16 protein-coding genes and 1 CRISPR repeat array are annotated in these 15,515 nt (G+C 49.9%); of the genes, 15 read left to right on the forward strand and 1 reads right to left on the reverse strand.

Features of this window, described 5'->3' with window-relative positions:
* Positions 1 to 344: 344 nt before the first annotated feature.
* From RM811_RS09030 to RM811_RS09050, 5 genes are all read left to right on the forward strand, one after another.
* Positions 345 to 539 (forward strand): hypothetical protein, encoded by a 195-nt coding sequence (locus tag RM811_RS09030; protein WP_402523133.1) that lies wholly within the window; start codon positions 345 to 347, stop codon positions 537 to 539.
* 198 nt (positions 540 to 737) lie between these two features.
* A complete protein-coding gene (locus tag RM811_RS09035) occupies positions 738 to 1,040 on the forward strand; it encodes a hypothetical protein (protein ID WP_402523135.1) in 303 nt (100 codons plus the stop codon).
* Positions 1,041 to 1,063: 23 nt separating this feature from the next.
* A complete protein-coding gene (locus RM811_RS09040; protein ID WP_402523137.1) occupies positions 1,064 to 2,218 on the forward strand; it encodes an AAA family ATPase in 1,155 nt (384 codons plus the stop codon).
* A 3-nt stretch (positions 2,219 to 2,221) separates the two neighbouring features.
* A complete protein-coding gene (locus RM811_RS09045) occupies positions 2,222 to 2,947 on the forward strand; it encodes a hypothetical protein (RefSeq protein WP_402523139.1) in 726 nt (241 codons plus the stop codon).
* A gap of 121 nt (positions 2,948 to 3,068) precedes the next feature.
* Positions 3,069 to 3,212 (forward strand): hypothetical protein, encoded by a 144-nt coding sequence (locus RM811_RS09050; RefSeq protein WP_402523142.1) that lies wholly within the window; start codon positions 3,069 to 3,071, stop codon positions 3,210 to 3,212.
* A gap of 6 nt (positions 3,213 to 3,218) precedes the next feature.
* On the opposite strand, the gene csx16 is transcribed toward RM811_RS09050, so the two are convergent.
* Positions 3,219 to 3,515 (reverse strand): CRISPR-associated protein Csx16, encoded by a 297-nt coding sequence (csx16, locus tag RM811_RS09055; protein WP_402523144.1) that lies wholly within the window; start codon positions 3,513 to 3,515, stop codon positions 3,219 to 3,221.
* Between the two features lie 199 nt (positions 3,516 to 3,714).
* On the opposite strand from csx16, the gene csm6 reads away from it, so the two are divergent.
* The 10 genes from csm6 (at position 3,715) to RM811_RS09105 (ending at position 15,423) form a co-directional block, all read left to right on the forward strand.
* Positions 3,715 to 4,902 carry a CRISPR-associated ring nuclease Csm6 gene (csm6, locus tag RM811_RS09060; protein WP_402523147.1) on the forward strand — a complete coding sequence of 396 codons (1,188 nt, stop codon included), beginning with the start codon at positions 3,715 to 3,717 and terminating at the stop codon, positions 4,900 to 4,902.
* Positions 4,903 to 5,025: 123 nt separating this feature from the next.
* Positions 5,026 to 6,180 carry a type III-B CRISPR module RAMP protein Cmr1 gene (gene cmr1 / locus RM811_RS09065; protein ID WP_402523149.1) on the forward strand — a complete coding sequence of 385 codons (1,155 nt, stop codon included), beginning with the start codon at positions 5,026 to 5,028 and terminating at the stop codon, positions 6,178 to 6,180.
* Positions 6,170 to 8,116 (forward strand): type III-B CRISPR-associated protein Cas10/Cmr2, encoded by a 1,947-nt coding sequence (gene cas10, locus RM811_RS09070; protein WP_402523151.1) that lies wholly within the window; start codon positions 6,170 to 6,172, stop codon positions 8,114 to 8,116. The genes cmr1 and cas10 overlap by 11 nt, the downstream gene beginning before the upstream one ends.
* Complete coding sequence (locus RM811_RS09075) at positions 8,113 to 9,357, forward strand: type III-B CRISPR module-associated Cmr3 family protein (protein ID WP_402523153.1); 1,245 nt, start codon at positions 8,113 to 8,115, stop codon at positions 9,355 to 9,357. Before cas10 ends, RM811_RS09075 begins: the two co-directional genes overlap by 4 nt.
* 21 nt (positions 9,358 to 9,378) lie before the next feature.
* Entirely contained in the window at positions 9,379 to 10,248 is an 870-nt protein-coding gene (gene cmr4 / locus RM811_RS09080; RefSeq protein ID WP_402523156.1) for a type III-B CRISPR module RAMP protein Cmr4, read from the forward strand.
* Between the two features lies 1 nt (position 10,249).
* The gene (cmr5, locus tag RM811_RS09085; RefSeq protein WP_402523159.1) at positions 10,250 to 10,705 is read left to right on the forward strand and encodes a type III-B CRISPR module-associated protein Cmr5; all 456 of its coding nucleotides are present in this window, start codon (positions 10,250 to 10,252) and stop codon (positions 10,703 to 10,705) included.
* Positions 10,705 to 11,853 carry a type III-B CRISPR module RAMP protein Cmr6 gene (gene cmr6, locus RM811_RS09090; protein ID WP_402523162.1) on the forward strand — a complete coding sequence of 383 codons (1,149 nt, stop codon included), beginning with the start codon at positions 10,705 to 10,707 and terminating at the stop codon, positions 11,851 to 11,853. Before cmr5 ends, cmr6 begins: the two co-directional genes overlap by 1 nt.
* Positions 11,850 to 12,788, forward strand: a complete 939-nt coding sequence (gene cas6, locus RM811_RS09095; protein ID WP_402523164.1) for a CRISPR system precrRNA processing endoribonuclease RAMP protein Cas6 — start codon at positions 11,850 to 11,852, stop codon at positions 12,786 to 12,788. The genes cmr6 and cas6 overlap by 4 nt, the downstream gene beginning before the upstream one ends.
* A 5-nt stretch (positions 12,789 to 12,793) precedes the next feature.
* Positions 12,794 to 14,044 carry a Card1-like endonuclease domain-containing protein gene (locus tag RM811_RS09100; RefSeq protein ID WP_402523166.1) on the forward strand — a complete coding sequence of 417 codons (1,251 nt, stop codon included), beginning with the start codon at positions 12,794 to 12,796 and terminating at the stop codon, positions 14,042 to 14,044.
* Between the two features lie 172 nt (positions 14,045 to 14,216).
* Positions 14,217 to 14,872: a CRISPR direct-repeat array (repeat unit 36 nt; unit sequence GTTCCGGAACGTCCCCGCTTTTAAGGGGATTAAGAC).
* Between the two features lie 347 nt (positions 14,873 to 15,219).
* On the forward strand, positions 15,220 to 15,423 hold the full coding sequence (locus RM811_RS09105; protein ID WP_402523169.1) for a type II toxin-antitoxin system PrlF family antitoxin: 204 nt from the start codon (positions 15,220 to 15,222) through the stop codon (positions 15,421 to 15,423).
* The last annotated feature ends 92 nt before the right edge of the window (positions 15,424 to 15,515 follow it).

Genomic DNA, 15,515 nt, shown 5'->3' on the forward strand with positions numbered 1-15,515 from the left:
ATCTACACCGTGTATCTTTCGTCGGCAGCGTCAGATGTGTATAAGAGACAGCAGCGATACCTTATTCCAACTGGGAAGGAGGCGCTAACAAACCTGAGGAGGATGGACCGAATTCTGATGGGGGTAAGCCGTCAAGGAATCCGCCAGAAGCTCCGTCTAATAAAAGTTTTCAAAAGTGGCTCCAGGAACGAAACCCAGCAAGAAAAAAGGGGCATCCAAGAAATAGCAAGCCTGACTCTCAACCTGTTCCTGGCAGAGATAAACCACGAGTTCCTCCCACTGCTACCAACCTTTTATCCATGTCTGTTGATCAGAAATCTGCCTTCAAAGAACAGAAGTTATGGATGTATATGTCACCAGATCAGATTGTAGAAATGTATGTCGAGCATGTAGATCTGATACCAGAAGATGTTTATAACACGGAGAAGGTCAAAGCGAGTGTGGATATTCTTGATGTCTCTAAAAAGAACATTTCATTACCAACTTTTGAGGAGTTGGTAGAAGCAAGTAAAAAACAAATACCCCTCCCACCCCGATAAACGTAGCAGTTGAAAATGATGGTGCCGGTCTCTTGATTAATACCGCAACGAGCGCAACATTCGTTGTTATGATCCAAGGCTCAAGCTGCCTTTATGCAAGTCCTAAACACAATCATTACTTTGAAAACAGAGAAACGATTGTATTATTGCGACCAAAAGACCCGCACAGGGCAAGTGTAGCAAGGCTTGTTGCGTTCGTTGTATTTTTTTCAACTGTCCCGCATGCTGATGGATTATGTACAGCCCCTGCTGGGTAAATTCGAAAGCCGGATCAAGCTGCAAGATAATATTGCCAGTGCCAGCTCAATGCCTGCCCGCAAGAAGATAGAAAAGGAATTGACACTGTGGCAGAACCAGCAGCTGGAATTGCGAAAATACGACGATCAGTTGCGCTACTTCACCGAGCAGCGCATCGCTCTGGATCTGGATGATGGTGTTAAAGTGAACTACGGCAAGTTCGGTACACTGCTGGCCAATGTGAAGGATGTGACTGGTAAATAGGCATGATGGGAGCGTAAAACGAAATGCAGATAAGCCATATCTCAGTCAGTAATTTTAAATCGTTGATGAACTTTCAGCTCTCTCTGCATGGCTTCAATTGCCTTATTGGCCTAAACGGAGCTGGAAAGTCCACCGTATTGCAGTTTATGGATTTTCTGGCCCAGCAGATGAAAGGTGATCTGGATGAATGGCTGGAAGAACGAAGCTGGAAAGCCATGGATATAAACTGCAAGCTGGGAAAAAGCAGAAAAAGGCTGGTGACTTACGAAGTCTGGTTCAAGCTGGAGGGTGGAAAGAGATTGCTCTGGCAATCGATGTTCAACCCTACTGAGCTGAAGAGTACGTCAGAAGACGTTTATCTTGTTGAGCAGGATAATACTTCACAAAGCCTGCTGAATGTCGTGAACGGGAAATATGCCCTTGATGCGCAGAGCAGTCAGCCTATTCCCTTTGACTACCAGGGATCGATTGTTTCTCAGTTAAAAGAGAAGGACTTACCTGTCGAAGTTAAGCAGCTTAAGGCCTTTTTGTTGCGGTTCCGTTCTTTGGAACTTCTGACACCACAATTTCTGCGAGCAAAAGCACGTAATAGTGGTGGTGAGCTTGGCTTGGGCGGTCAGCGATTGTCGGCCTTTATTCATGAAATGCCTGAAGAGCATAAGAAAAAGCTTGAGACTTTGTTAATCAAAGCGTATCCAAAGTTAAAAGGTGTAGACACCAGGGCTTTGCGTTCAGGCTGGAAAGAGTTGAACATTGCTGAAGAGTTTTCAAACCAGCAATTATCGACAGAAGCTCAACACGTCAATGATGGTCTGCTGCGAATTATGGCCATACTGGCTCAGTTGATGACTGATCATAGCGTTATGGCATTTGACGAAGTTGAAAATGGTATCAACCCTGAGCTGATAGAGTTTCTGATTGATACATTGGTAGAGGCAGAACAACAGGTTTTGGTCACAACCCATAGCCCGATGATCCTGAACTTTATGGAAGATGATGTCGCTGTTGAAAGTGTTCAGTATCTGTATAAAACAGACGATGGTTATACCCGATCAATCCCCTTCTTTAGCATCCCTTCTATTAAAGAGAAGCTGACGGTGATGGGACCGGGAGAAGTCTTTATTGATACGGATCTCACCCGGCTTGGTGATGAAATTGCCGCACTGACACAGGAGTAACCGATGTACCTGCTGTTCAGTGGTGAAGGCCCGACAGATATGGGGCAAAGCACGGCAACTGCTGAGGTTTGTGAAGGCACTGACTTTCTGCCTGGCCCCATGGCATGGTTTGTGGACCAGTGGGTAGAGCGTAAGGCGTACCTTTCTCATATCGAGAATGGGTTATGTGGTTTTATCCCCAAACCGCAACTGGTGGCAAGAGCCAAAGCAAGCACTTCCAGAAAATCCATGGGACTGCGGGGCAAGAAAAATCATGAATACGAGACTCGTTACTACTACAACAACGCCAGGGCTATGGCTCAAATTGCCAGAGAACGGCCTGAGTTCAGTAATGACAAGGTAATTGTTGTTCTGTTTCGGGACGGGGATGGCACCCAATCAGCAGGGCGCGGTGAGTGGAGAGCCAAATATCAATCCATGGTAGACGGATTTTCCAGAGAAGGTGCAGATACAGGCGTGCCTATGATTCCCAGGCCCAAATCTGAAGTCTGGCTATTGTGCGCCGTCGCCAACAACTACCAGTACTGTGAACGTCTGGAGGATGAATCTGGCAACGACAGGAGTCAGAATCCCCTCAAAGACCAGCTGGACCAGGCTTTGGGAGAGGGCGCCACCCGCGAACGACTGGTTGAGAGGATACAAAATCGCAAAATTGATATTGAGCGAATTATTGATATGCCCAGCCTGAACAGGTTTAAAGAGAGGCTGGATGACGTTCTGAACGCTTGATAATTTGAGTTCTTAATAAGGTATTTGATGCCGCTCTGATAAATATACGACTCTATGCAGCCCCTTTGCAGAGAACCACAGTACCCAGCTACTTCAGCAGTACTACCGGCGGAGCTGTGAAGTGGGTGCAGCAATCAATGAACGAGGGTGGGATGTACTGAAGCCCTTGCTGGCAGAAGTAGAAGCCCGTTATAGCCAACGGCATGTACTGTTGATAAGAATAAAATCAAGCCAGAAAACAGGAATGATTATGAGTTGCACATAGACTTATTTACTGGCTCCCGAGGGTAATTATAAACCGCTCCAGCCTGGCATCATAGGTATCCATTTCATCCGCAGTCAACTCTTTCCCCCTGGCTTCATAGGGCAGCTCCATAGAAATATGCCAGTAATCAGCGCCTGAGCTGCATACCGCTGCTGCCAGGTGAACGGGTAAAAGGCCAATAACCACGTCTCCATGTTTGATAACTGAAAGATCCAGATGGCTCAGGATGATATCCACGGGGAACTCTTGTCTGTTCAGCCAATCTAAGGCTCCGGGATGGCGGGTAATGAAAAAGACCGTCATGGTGCTTAACCGTTATATAGAACATAAGTACATGATAGGGATATATTGCTAGCGGATGAGTAACACAAGCTTGCCACCCGCCTGACAGGTCAGTTTTTGTTTTACATTATTAGTGTTCAGATTGTTCGTTAACGGGCAGACCTGTCAGGTCACCTGATGGGCCGATAGCTGCAGAATCATCTCTCTGAGGAGGTAACTGTTGAAGTACAGAAATAATGGCAAACAGATCTTGCTGGTAGCCTCTGGCATGTCACCCCAGGTGTTAACAGAGACGCTTTTTGCACTTGTGCATCAGGAGAAACCTTTTATTCCAGACGAGATTCATCTGGTGACTACGGCTGTGGGCCGGGATAAAGCCGTCGGGGCATTGCTGAATGAGGGGACTGGCTACTTTTACCGGTTCTGTCGTGATTATGGTTTTTCCTCCGGGGCTTTTCAGGCCGATCATATTCATACCATCAGTGATTCACAGGGATGTGAATTAAGCGATATAAAAACGCCGAAGGATAATGAAGCCGCCGCAGATACGATTACTGCACTCATTGCCAGCCTGACTTCAGACCCGGACGCTACCCTGCACGTGTCTCTGGCCGGTGGACGAAAAACCATGAGTTATTACACCGGGTACGCCCTGTCTCTCTACGGTCGTCGACAGGATCAATTGTCCCATGTTTTGATCTCTGATGGTTATGAAGGCTGCCCTGAGTTTTATTACCCAACGCCTGCCTCTCAGATGATTACCAGTCATCGCGGTGAACCATTGGATGCGGCTTTGGCTCAGGTAACATTGGCGCACATTCCTTTTGTTCGTTTGCGTGAAGACCTGCCAACCCGCTTTCTCGAAGGCACTACCGGATTCAGTGAAACCGTGAAGCGCATGGGTAAAGTGGATGAGCCAAAGCATCTGGTGCTGGATATCCCGAATCGGGCAATAAAACTGTCAGGCATTCGCTTTGACCTCGCCGAAAGAGAACTTGAGTTTGCCTTCTTGCTGATGTTTGTCCGTAACCTGTTGGAGTCTGGTGAAGAGGCGGGGTTTGAAGTGCCCCGTAAAGGGCCCGGACAGTTCGCCATCAGCAAGTATTTTTTGACCGCCTTGTGTGAAATAAAAGGCGTGTCCTACACCGCTGACTGGTCGGAGTTAAAAAACAGGCTAAACGATGCAGAGGTGCAAGACCGCACCCTCAACAGTCTTGAAAATAAGGATGGTAGCAGCAGCGCCATGAAGGACAGTTTTTACAGCCAGCGGCGTAATGCATTGCTCACACTGTTCCGGAAAGAACTGGGTAAGGCTCTGGCAGGGTGTTATTTGCCGCAGGCAAAGGATGACAGGGGCGGATATCACGCCCTGAACCTGGAGGCGGGTCAGATAACTCTACTCTCATGAGAAGCATCAATTAAATCAGATAGGAATTTCATTAGCATTAATGGTTTGGAAGGCCCATCAGTCCGATGACAAAGACGCTATCGGTAATACCAATAATCAAGTCTCCCCAAGGACAGAAAAACGATGACGATCACCTCGCTAACCGGTAGGCGAACACCGCTGGTGGCGCACTATCACGTAACCACCCCGATGTTCCTTGGGGGTGCAGACAGTAATGCCTGTGCAGATAAAATACGACTGCCTTCGTTTAAAGGGGTGCTGCGTTTCTGGTGGCGGGCTTTGAACTGGGGGCGGATCTATCAGGCGTGTCAGCAGGATAAAAATAAGGCACTGGAATGTTTGCACAGGGAAGAAGGTTTGCTGTTTGGTCATGGGGCTGGTGGGGAAGACAAAAAAGGTTGTCAGGCAGCGTTTCGATTGAGAATCAGTGGCGATACCAGCCGTAAAGGAAAAACAGTTATTCGGGGCATTAACTATCTATTGGGCCAGGGGCTGACCAGTAAAAATAAACCTGAGGGTTATCTGGAGTCTGGCACTGATTTTATTGTCACCTGCTATCAGGGCAAAGGCATCAGTGAAAATCAGTTGGAACAACTGGAACAGGCATTGCTTTGTCTCGGATTGCTCGGTGGTTTAGGCGCTCGTTCTCGTAAAGGATTAGGCAGTTTGTCCATACAGGAACTATCGGGCGGTATGCATGCGGCACCCAGAGATAAAGAGGAATTTATTGCAGCGATTAATCGTTTACTGGCTGGGGCTCATCGGGTAACAGCTGAGCCGCCGTACTCCGCTTTTTCATCCCAAAGCAGAATTGATATATCTGCCGGGAAAAAGAGCGCTATGGATTTACTGTGTGAATATGACGGAACGCTACATGGTTATCGAACCTGGCAAACAGAAAAACCAAATTTCGAGGATGACCATGATTGGGCCTATTCAGTGGCTAATGGCAAGCAGGTGGAGGTGTTGCCCAGAAGAGCTGTTTTTGGTTTGCCTCATAACTATTTTCTCAGCAAGGCCGGGGAAAAAGTGGATGTCAATGCATCGTCCGGTCGTCGTGCAACACCTCTGTTGGCTCATGTTCATCAATTTGAAAATGGTACCTGTCTATTGGTTCAGTCACTGCTGCGATCTGACTTTCTCCATGACAAAGAGACGGTGAATGTGTCCTCAGGCAGAGCTTCAAAGACCATCCAATTACCTGCCAATGTTAACTGGTCAGTGCTTCATCAGTTTATGAATCAGTTCAGGGAGAGGGAAACCATTCATGGCCAATAAATACTTCCATTTCACCCTTGGCCCGGTTCAGGGCTTTGTTGCCCAGGCTCGTCGTACCCGTGATTTCTGGGCTGGCTCCTTCCTGCTCTCCTGGCTTTCCGGAACGGCCATGATTGCGGTGCAAAAACAGGGCGGTAACATTCAGTTCCCTATTCCTGCCAAGGATTATCTTGGCTGGTTGGAAGGCAACGGAAAAGGCCATCCCCCTGAGCAGGGAGCAATACCCAATCGTTTCAAGGTCATGAGTGCAGAAGTCCCTGAGGACTTTGATCCACAGCGGGTCGTTGAGACTATTCAGGCAGCATGGCGGGCGCTGGCCGAGCAGATTTGGGAAAAGGATATTCTGGGCATTACCTCCGATTTAACCGAAACCCGTAAAATCTGGGATCGGCAGATCAGTCAGTTCTGGGAAATCAGCTGGTACCTCACCGATAAGCCAGAAGCCAGTAACCTGCTGGATCGTCGGAAAAACTGGCGGAATTACCATCCGCCGGAAGAGGCGGGTGTTAAATGCATGATGATGGATGGCTGGCAGGAGCTTTCCGGAGTCGAGTGCCCCGGACGTTCAGGCCAGGGCGAACGGCCTTTCTGGCAGGCGTTGCGTGAACGGGTTGGCAGTACCGATTTAAAGCCAAAGGAAGAACTGTGCGCCATTGCCTTTGTTAAACGACGTTTCTCTCATGTCTTTGCGAAACTGTCGGCACCGATGCCCGGAGGCTGGATGCTGAAGGGCTGGAAAGTACCCGTTAATGTACCTTCCGTGAGCTATCTGGCAGCGGCGCACTGGTTGGCGGATAGCATTCGCAACACCGGTAACGATCATCAGGCAGATGCCCTGTGGGATTTTCAGGAAAAACTGGCCGAGCGGAATGGAAGAGGCTATCGAGCGGAAATTCCCTTGTGTGTAGAAGAAGCCCTGAAGGGTAATCCGTATTATCGGGATGCCAAAGAGTGGCAGTTGCTGGATGGTCAATATCTGTTTGATTTTATTGTAAACAGGGAAGAGCCCGATGACACCGAACTTCAAGACAATCTGCGAGACATCCAGAAGATAACCAACACTAGACCATCGCCATATTATGCGGTTCTGCTCATGGATGGCGACTCCCTTGGCAGCCAGATGAGCGACCCGGACAAGCAGAAACCTATCAGTAAAGCCCTGAACCAGTTCACCGATAAAGTGCCGACTGTCGTACGACAACACAGCGGGTTTCTGGTCTATGCCGGTGGCGATGATGTACTGGCTTTGCTTCCTCTGGAAGACGCCATGAACTGTGCATTGGCATTGCGCAACCACTACCAGCAGTGTTTCGAACAGCAGGCTGCAGTCAATGGTAAAAAGATCACCAGTACTCTGTCCGGAGCCATTGAGTATTGCCACATTAAATCCCCCCTGATGAAAGGGTTGTCTGATGCCCACGATCTGCTGGATAACATCGGCAAGGATCAAACCGGCCGTGATGCGCTGGCTATCCGGGTCTGGAAGCCTGGTGGTTTACATCTGCAGTGGAGCTGCCCCTGGGAAAAAGCACTGTCCGAGAATGGCTCAGACAAGCTTGCGATTGACCAGCTGGCGGACGATATCTGCGATGCTTTGCAGGAAGAGACTGAGCACTTTGCCTGGGGCTTTTTCCAAAAGGCCACCGAACTGTTTCGGGAGCTGCAACTGGATAAAGAAGAGCAAGTCCTTGAGCCGGAAATTATTACCTCCCTGTTGAAATCGGCATGGCGTCACAGCGGATTGGATAACAAACGTGCTGACAGCACCGTGGAATTGTGTGACCGGCTGGTGGCGGTTTGCCAGCAGTGGCAACGCATGGTGTTAAAGGATGGTGTGGCAACCTTTGAAAAGAAGCCCGGTTATAGCCCGGATGCCCTGAAGCTTATCCGTTTCCTGGTCACCAAGGGGCAGGATAAAGAAGGACAGCGATTATGAGCGATCAAAATAACAGCTGGCGATTGACGCTGACCCCGGTGGACAGCTGGTATTTCCGCGAGTCACGCCCTCATGGTGCTGCCGGTGCTGACCGGCTGGAAAGTCTGTTTCCCCCGCCGGTAAAAACCCTGGTGGGAGCAATCCGTACCCGTTTGGGTGAATGCCTGAATGTCGATTGGCAGGCTTTCCGCCAGGGGACTGCGTTTTTCGAGGATATCAGCATTAATGCCCTGATGGGGGACAGTGACAGCTCTGGAACACTGCGCTTTGGCCCGGTTCAGATTGGCTTTGGCGATCAAGGGGAGACACTGTTCCCATGGCCGTCGGTGCTGATGGAAAAAAACGAAGGCGGTCGTTTATATCGATATGCCCGGCTACAGCCCGGTTCAGTGGAACACTGCGATTTGGGTAAGGTTGCTTTGCCGGAAATGATCAGCAACGGTCAGGATATGAGTGGTAGCAAGGTCCCTGAAAATCAGTATATCGGTAGGCAATGGCTTGAGCAGGTGCTCAGGGGAGAAACACCGCCAGATACCAGTGGCAAGCAACCTCCTCAAGTGGTGCTCCATAAGGATATTTTTACCCTTGAACCCCGTCTGGGTATTGCCATCAATCAGACCCGGGCCACCGTTGAAGACGGCATGTTATACCAGACAAGTCATCTGCGGATGGCAGAAAATACCGGCATCAGCATTACGCTAACCGGGCTGCCTGAATTGGTGGCCAGGCGGTTACAGTCTGATTTTCAGGCGTCTCCCGTTATTCGCTTTGGTGCAGAAGGCCGTATGGCCGCTCTGGCGATGGAGTCCATAGAGTCTCCGGAGTTACCGGACTGCCCGAAACCTGCGGGTAATGAACAGGGCTTTATGGTGATGCTGCTGTCCGATGGCGATTTTGGTCCGGTGCGTGAATCACCTCTGCCCGGGTTCAAGCCTGCCCTGACAGACGATCAGCAGACGGTTTGGCGAGGCCAGCTCCATGGCATAGAGGCTGAGTTGCATTGTGTGATGGCGGGTAAACCGGTGCGCCGTGGCGGATGGGATCTGAAAAATGGCAGACCAACAGCCATGAAAAGCTATGTCCCTGCGGGCAGTTGCTACTTCCTTAAACCCTTGGACGGGGCGTCTGTTTTCGACGCCATGGCATTGCATGGTCAGGCCATTGGTAATCAGACGGAATGGGGTTATGGGCGAATACTTTGCGGCTTATGGCTACATAAAAAATCATCGAATAAACATTAACGAATAATCGGGACGCAAACTATGACCACCTGTAACGCATTATTCACTCTGGTTGCAGAAACCAGTATCCATGCGGGCGCCAGTGAATCGGAAGGGGCTGTGGATCTGCCCATCCAGCGGGAAAAACATTCTGGCTGGCCCTGTATTTATGGTTCCGGCGTGAAGGGCGCGCTTCGGGCCAAAGCTAAGCAGCAGGCGCTGGCTGATATCAAAACCCTGTTTGGCCCCGAGCCGAAAGACGACAACGCCAGTGATTTTGCCGGCAGTCTGCTGGTCAGTGATGCCCGCCTGCTATTGCTGCCGGTTCGTTCGCTCACCGGTCACTATCGCTGGGTCTGCTGCCCTGCGATATTAAAACGTCTGGAGCGTGATTTGCAGCGGCTTGGATATGAGTCGGATTCACTGGCCGTGGATAAACTCAACGCCAATGAAGTGCTTCGTCCCGATCACAAGGAGGGCGACCGGCTTTATCTGGAAGAGTACGCCTTTGCCTCCGCCGGACCGGTTCCGGAAACAGTAATGCAGCAATTAACAAAGATGCTGGGTGAAGATTACCGTACCGAACTTCAGGATAAACTGGCCATTATCAGTGATGACAGTTTTACCCACCTTTGTCAGGCTGCTATTGCGGTTCATGCTCATATTGCTATTGAATCAAACACCAAAAGGGTAATGAATGGTGCGCTCTGGCATGAAGAGTCCCTGTCGCCAGATACCGTGATGTATATAAGCCTGATGGCCCAGCGGGGGCGTAATGGCGACATGACGGCAGAAAATGTGATGGCGGTAGTGAGCGATCACTTACTGGCTAAACCCTATCTACAGGTAGGTGGTAATGAAACCACGGGTATGGGCTGGTTTCATATTCATCCGGTAGGGGAGGGCGTTTGATATGGATTTTAAGGTCGCACTGCGTCGGAAGAATAATCAGACTGAAGCTGCTGACAAGAGCATTCCTCAAACCATGCAACAACAGAGGGCCGCATTCAGCTATCGGAAAGTCAGGGAGGTGATCAAAAGCGCAGCTCCCAAGGACAAAATGCCGGAGCGTTTCAAAGCTTATGCCAATAGTTTCCCGGCCAAGGTGCAGATGAATGGCCTTGGTCAGGCGCTGGCCTGTGCCAAAAGTAAAATCGGTACATCGGTTGAAGGCAGAGCGTGGGAACACCTGTATAACCTGGTGAGCGAGTGGCTCGGGAGTGAAGGAGGCTACTTTCCCAATCAGGATGTCCTCGAAGGCATTATGTTCTCCGATATGCAGGTTTACCGTCAGGCTCAGGCGGAAGTGCAGGCACTGATGGTCTGGGTTAAACAGTTTGCCCGTGCTGAAATCCGGGGAGATGACTGATGCCTCAGCCACTGTATAAAGATGCCGCCTGCAAAAAGCCGGTTGCCAATTTTCACAAAGGGCTCTGGTTTGAGCGTTTTTTCACTTATAGCAACTTGCCTGGCAAGGTCGAAGAGAGCGACAAAAAGTCAGCCATTGAGGATGTCAGGGGAGAGGCAGGTAACAATGGTCAGTTAAACCGCTTTGCCGAACGACAAATCAAGCTGGTTAATAATCTGGACGGGCAGTTTCAGATCTTCAGCCTGGACTGGCACTTTGTCACCGGCATGGGCAATGAGCATCCGGTGGAAAACGGTTTTCTCTGGCACCCCGTTCTTGGTACTCCCTATCTTCAGGGTTCATCCATTAAAGGGTTGCTGAGAAGCTGGCTGGAGCAGAATGAGGTCAGCAGAGAAATATTGCACCAGTGGTTTGGCAGCGCTGCTAAAAAACCGGAACCCCGGGACAAGGAAAACCAGGCGGGCGGTTTCATCTTCCATGATGCGATTCCCGTCAAATCACCCACCGTGGCTGCTGATATCATGACGCCCCATATGGGCAAATGGTATGAAAAGGGAGGACAGAATAATCCGGCCAACCAACCCGAAACCGTACCTGCCGACTGGCATAACCCGGTGCCTGTTCCGTTTCTGGTGACCAAAGACGCTGCGTTTCTGTTTGCTGTTTCACCACGAACTCAGGAAATGGCCGGTCAGATGGATCTGGTGATGGAGGAGCTGGGCAATGCGCTTGAGTGGCTCGGCGCTGGTGCAAAGACATCGGTGGGTTATGGCTCCATGACCCGGGGAAAAGAAGAAAAACAGCTGGAACGGGATATGTTTCAGGCTATTCAGAACAGGCTGGAAGAGAAAAAACAGAAAATCATTGAAGCTAGCATGTCGCCAGCTCAATTAATGCTGCATCAACTCCGGCAGCAGCTAGATTCGGACCAAAACAACCAGACCGTTGAGGCCGGGGGAACCTGCAAAAAAGGCCTGAATGAACTGCTCAAAAGTGCGAACGAACAGCAATGGTCAAAAGAGGATCTTGAAACCCTTGAGGCGTTGGCCAGGGATATTCTCAACCACCACGGTCCCAAACCCAATAAAAAAGGTAAGGGCAAAGAGCTGATGCAAAAAATCCGTGCATTACTGGAGAACAGAAAATGAATCGCTGGCCCCTGGCCCGTTACCGGTTCCGGGTGCGTATGGATACCGATCTGACACTGCCAGCGTTTTCCGGTTCACTATTGCGCAGCGTATTTGGCAGTGCGCTCAAGCATCAGGTTTGCCCGGGGCATGGGGATCAGCCCTGCCCTGAAACCTGTGCTTATCGCGTATTGTTTGAACCGGCTATACAACCGGGGGAGCGTTTCCCGGATGCGCCGCCGCCATTGATTTTTCAATTCACCGAAGCTCATCAGGTAATGGCTGACGATTACCTGGAATTCACCCAGACCTTACTGGGCCCGGCACTGGATTATTTAACCCTGATTACGGAAATCTGGCGGCAGGCTTTTGTCCGGGGTATAGGTCGTAACCGAATCACCGGCCGGTTGGCATCGGTGGCGCTGGAACAGCCTGAAGGATTCTCTGTCAATAAAGAATGGCTGCCGGTTTATAGCAGCACCGAGGGACGTTTTCTTGCCCATCAGCCCGGACTGGAATTGCCATTCCCGGAACCGTCGGGTGACTTGACACTCCATCTGCAAACACCGTTGCGCCTGATGGAGTCCGGACAATTACTGGGGCAGGGCAGGCTAACCACAGAGGCCTTTGCCAAAGCATTGCTCCGACGAATCCAGCAGGCCAACCACCTCTACCTGCATCAGGCGGTGCCGGACTGGTGGCAGTTCAGAACATGGTTTGAGCCGGTAGTGCTATCCGGCAAGCTCCGGAAAATTGGCTTGAACCGTTATTCCAGTCGACAGCAACAGGCCATGCGGCTGACCGGCGTGCTCGGTGACATTCATTTAACCGGTGTCTGCCCGGAATTGCAGCCCTGGCTGATGCTGGGTCAATATCTGCACCTGGGTAAAAACAGTGCTTTTGGGTTTGGTCAGTACCGGCTGACATCTGGCTGCAATGGACTACATAACGGATAACAATTATGAAAAACACACCTCAGCAAACCGTCATGGTTTGTATTGCCACGGCTCAGAGTGCCGCCAATATTTTGCCTGTCATGATCCGCAAACCGGACCAGGTGGTGATTGTTCAATCGGCTAAAATGATCCGTCAGGCCAGGGCGCTGAAACATTGGCTGGTGAACTTTGGTGGTTATAGCAGTGAGCAGATAGAAACTTATGAAGATCTACCCGATAGTGGCATTAATTCACTCAGTGAGTATGCGCTTAATTTACGGGGTGATCTGGAGAATAGCCTGCCGGACCACAGACTGATCCTGAACGCTACTGGCGGCAACAAATTGATGACTCTGGCGTTTGTCGACGTGTTCAGGGATGACAATATAGAAATCATCTATACCGACACTGAAAATGACACACTGGAAGTGATTGAACCCAAAAACCGACAGCCGGAATTGGTGTCCTCCATATTTACGATTGCATCGTATCTGGCCTCCCAGGGTTATATAGCCCGTAAAGCAGACAGTGAAGATGAAGACTGGTGCTCCAATGCCCTGCACCGTAAGCCATTGACCAAGTGGCTTGCTGATAATATTGATCGTGTGGTCAAAAGTGACGGTTCAGGCTTTTTGCCGCAGATTAATGGTCTTATCCATCGGGACGTGCTGGACGCTAATGGTGGCTTGAAATCCTCCAGGGATTACCAGGAACTGAGTTATGTGAGTCGTCGTGATCATGAATTGCTCAAGCGTTTAAGTGAAGAGGGCATTCTGTCCTGGACTGCTGGAGATGAGAAAAAAATTCAGTTCACCTCGGCAGAGTCAGCCCGGTATATGGGTGGCCGCTGGCTGGAAGAGTACGTCTGGCACATCGCGCGGGACGCGGGGGCAGAGTGTCTGGCTGCAGGGCAGGATATCACTGCTGAACAGCAACGAAAGGATGATGTTCGCAATGAGCTGGATCTGGTCATTGTGCATAATAACCGCTTACTGCTGGTGGAATGCAAAACGGGCCAGATTCAGAAAGAGCAACGGGACTCTGAGGTTATCTACAAACTGGATAGTTTGGCCAACCATGCGGGAGGGTTGTTCTGTGAACGGTTGCTGGTCAGTGCTGCACCTCTGGATCACGAACGGAAAAATGGCCAGAAAGTCAAAGTCAGCTCCCGGGCCAGAAGTTACGATATAGATGTGCTTCAGTATCAGGGGCTAAAAAAATTACGAGAGGTATTGCTTGGCTGGATGGAAACCGGCGTATTGAAAACTGAGGATTGATTCAGGTTAGCGTGGGTTCAACACGGATTTTGAGCCCCTATTGGCAGGCTTCGATAGTGGCTATTTCGAACACGAGTAGAGCTCTTTAACAATGAAAAAAACGGCTAAAATAACCACTCTGACTAAGGGGCTTTGTAACCTATTGAAAATAAATTATTATTTTGGTTTTGGAGTTCCGGAACGTCCCCGCTTTTAAGGGGATTAAGACCATCGAGGTTTGCAGGCTCAGGGTGTGTTTGCCAGTTCCGGAACGTCCCCGCTTTTAAGGGGATTAAGACATGCCTCGAAACTGTTAGTCTGGCCAGCGGTTGTTCCGGAACGTCCCCGCTTTTAAGGGGATTAAGACGTACTGCGGTATTTCGTTGAAGGTCAGTAATGGTTCCGGAACGTCCCCGCTTTTAAGGGGATTAAGACCTTATGAGGTAGAAGGGTTTCGATCTCCTTAATGTTCCGGAACGTCCCCGCTTTTAAGGGGATTAAGACGAATATTCACCGGCATACCCATCAACGACCAGAGTTCCGGAACGTCCCCGCTTTTAAGGGGATTAAGACCGTCGTATCTGCGGTTGAACCTGCTGATTTCTTGTTCCGGAACGTCCCCGCTTTTAAGGGGATTAAGACATTCAGGATTCCAAGCACTGTAAGATGCCGAGGGTTCCGGAACGTCCCCGCTTTTAAGGGGATTAAGACCGCATCAATTTTGCTTTGCAGGGCTGCGGCTTGTTCCGGAACGTCCCCGCTTTTAAGGGGATTAAGACGTTAGCATTTTAACGGCGTACTTGAATGACTTCCGTTCCGGAACGTCCCCGCTTTTAAGGAGGTTAAGTTGGTCGGGGCAAGATGTACGTGATCGTAAAAAACATCAGCCGATTTTTCCAATAAAGAATTGTCCCGGAATAACTTCCCTATATCCTGAGACTCCAAACTCCATCGGGCTGAGCTTGTCTAAGTCCGGTGGCACCACCCTTCGACTCCGCTCAGGATGAACGGAAACCGAGTTCGAAATGTCGGAATTATTTCAGGACGAATCCTTAGGGTCTGAAACGGGTTAGATAGACTAAAAATTCCAGGATACCAGTGGACTGCAATAGTTCTTGAGATGTCATAATTTGACGAGGTAATGCAGTTGCATTACCATTGATTGAGAACATGTGGCTTATATTATGGAAGCTATTATGAAAAACTCACTATTAGTTGCTGAATCGACGTTAACAGACCGGTACCAAACCACAGTTCCAGACACGGTTCGCAAAGCTCTGGGCCTGGGTAAGCGGGAGAAGATTCGCTATACCATTCAGTTAGATGGCAGCGTGCTGCTCTCCAGGGCTGACAGCGATGATTCGGACCCTGCCCTAAGTCTGTCTCTTATACACATCTGACGCTGCCGACGAAAGATACACGGTGTAGGTCTTGGCTGTCCTCCTAACATTTAAATAAATTACTTATTCACTTGTCCTGCCATTCACAGTCC

Source organism: Endozoicomonas sp. (assembly GCF_031844845.1).
In the GTDB taxonomy this organism is placed as follows: Bacteria; Pseudomonadota; Gammaproteobacteria; order Pseudomonadales; family Endozoicomonadaceae; genus Endozoicomonas.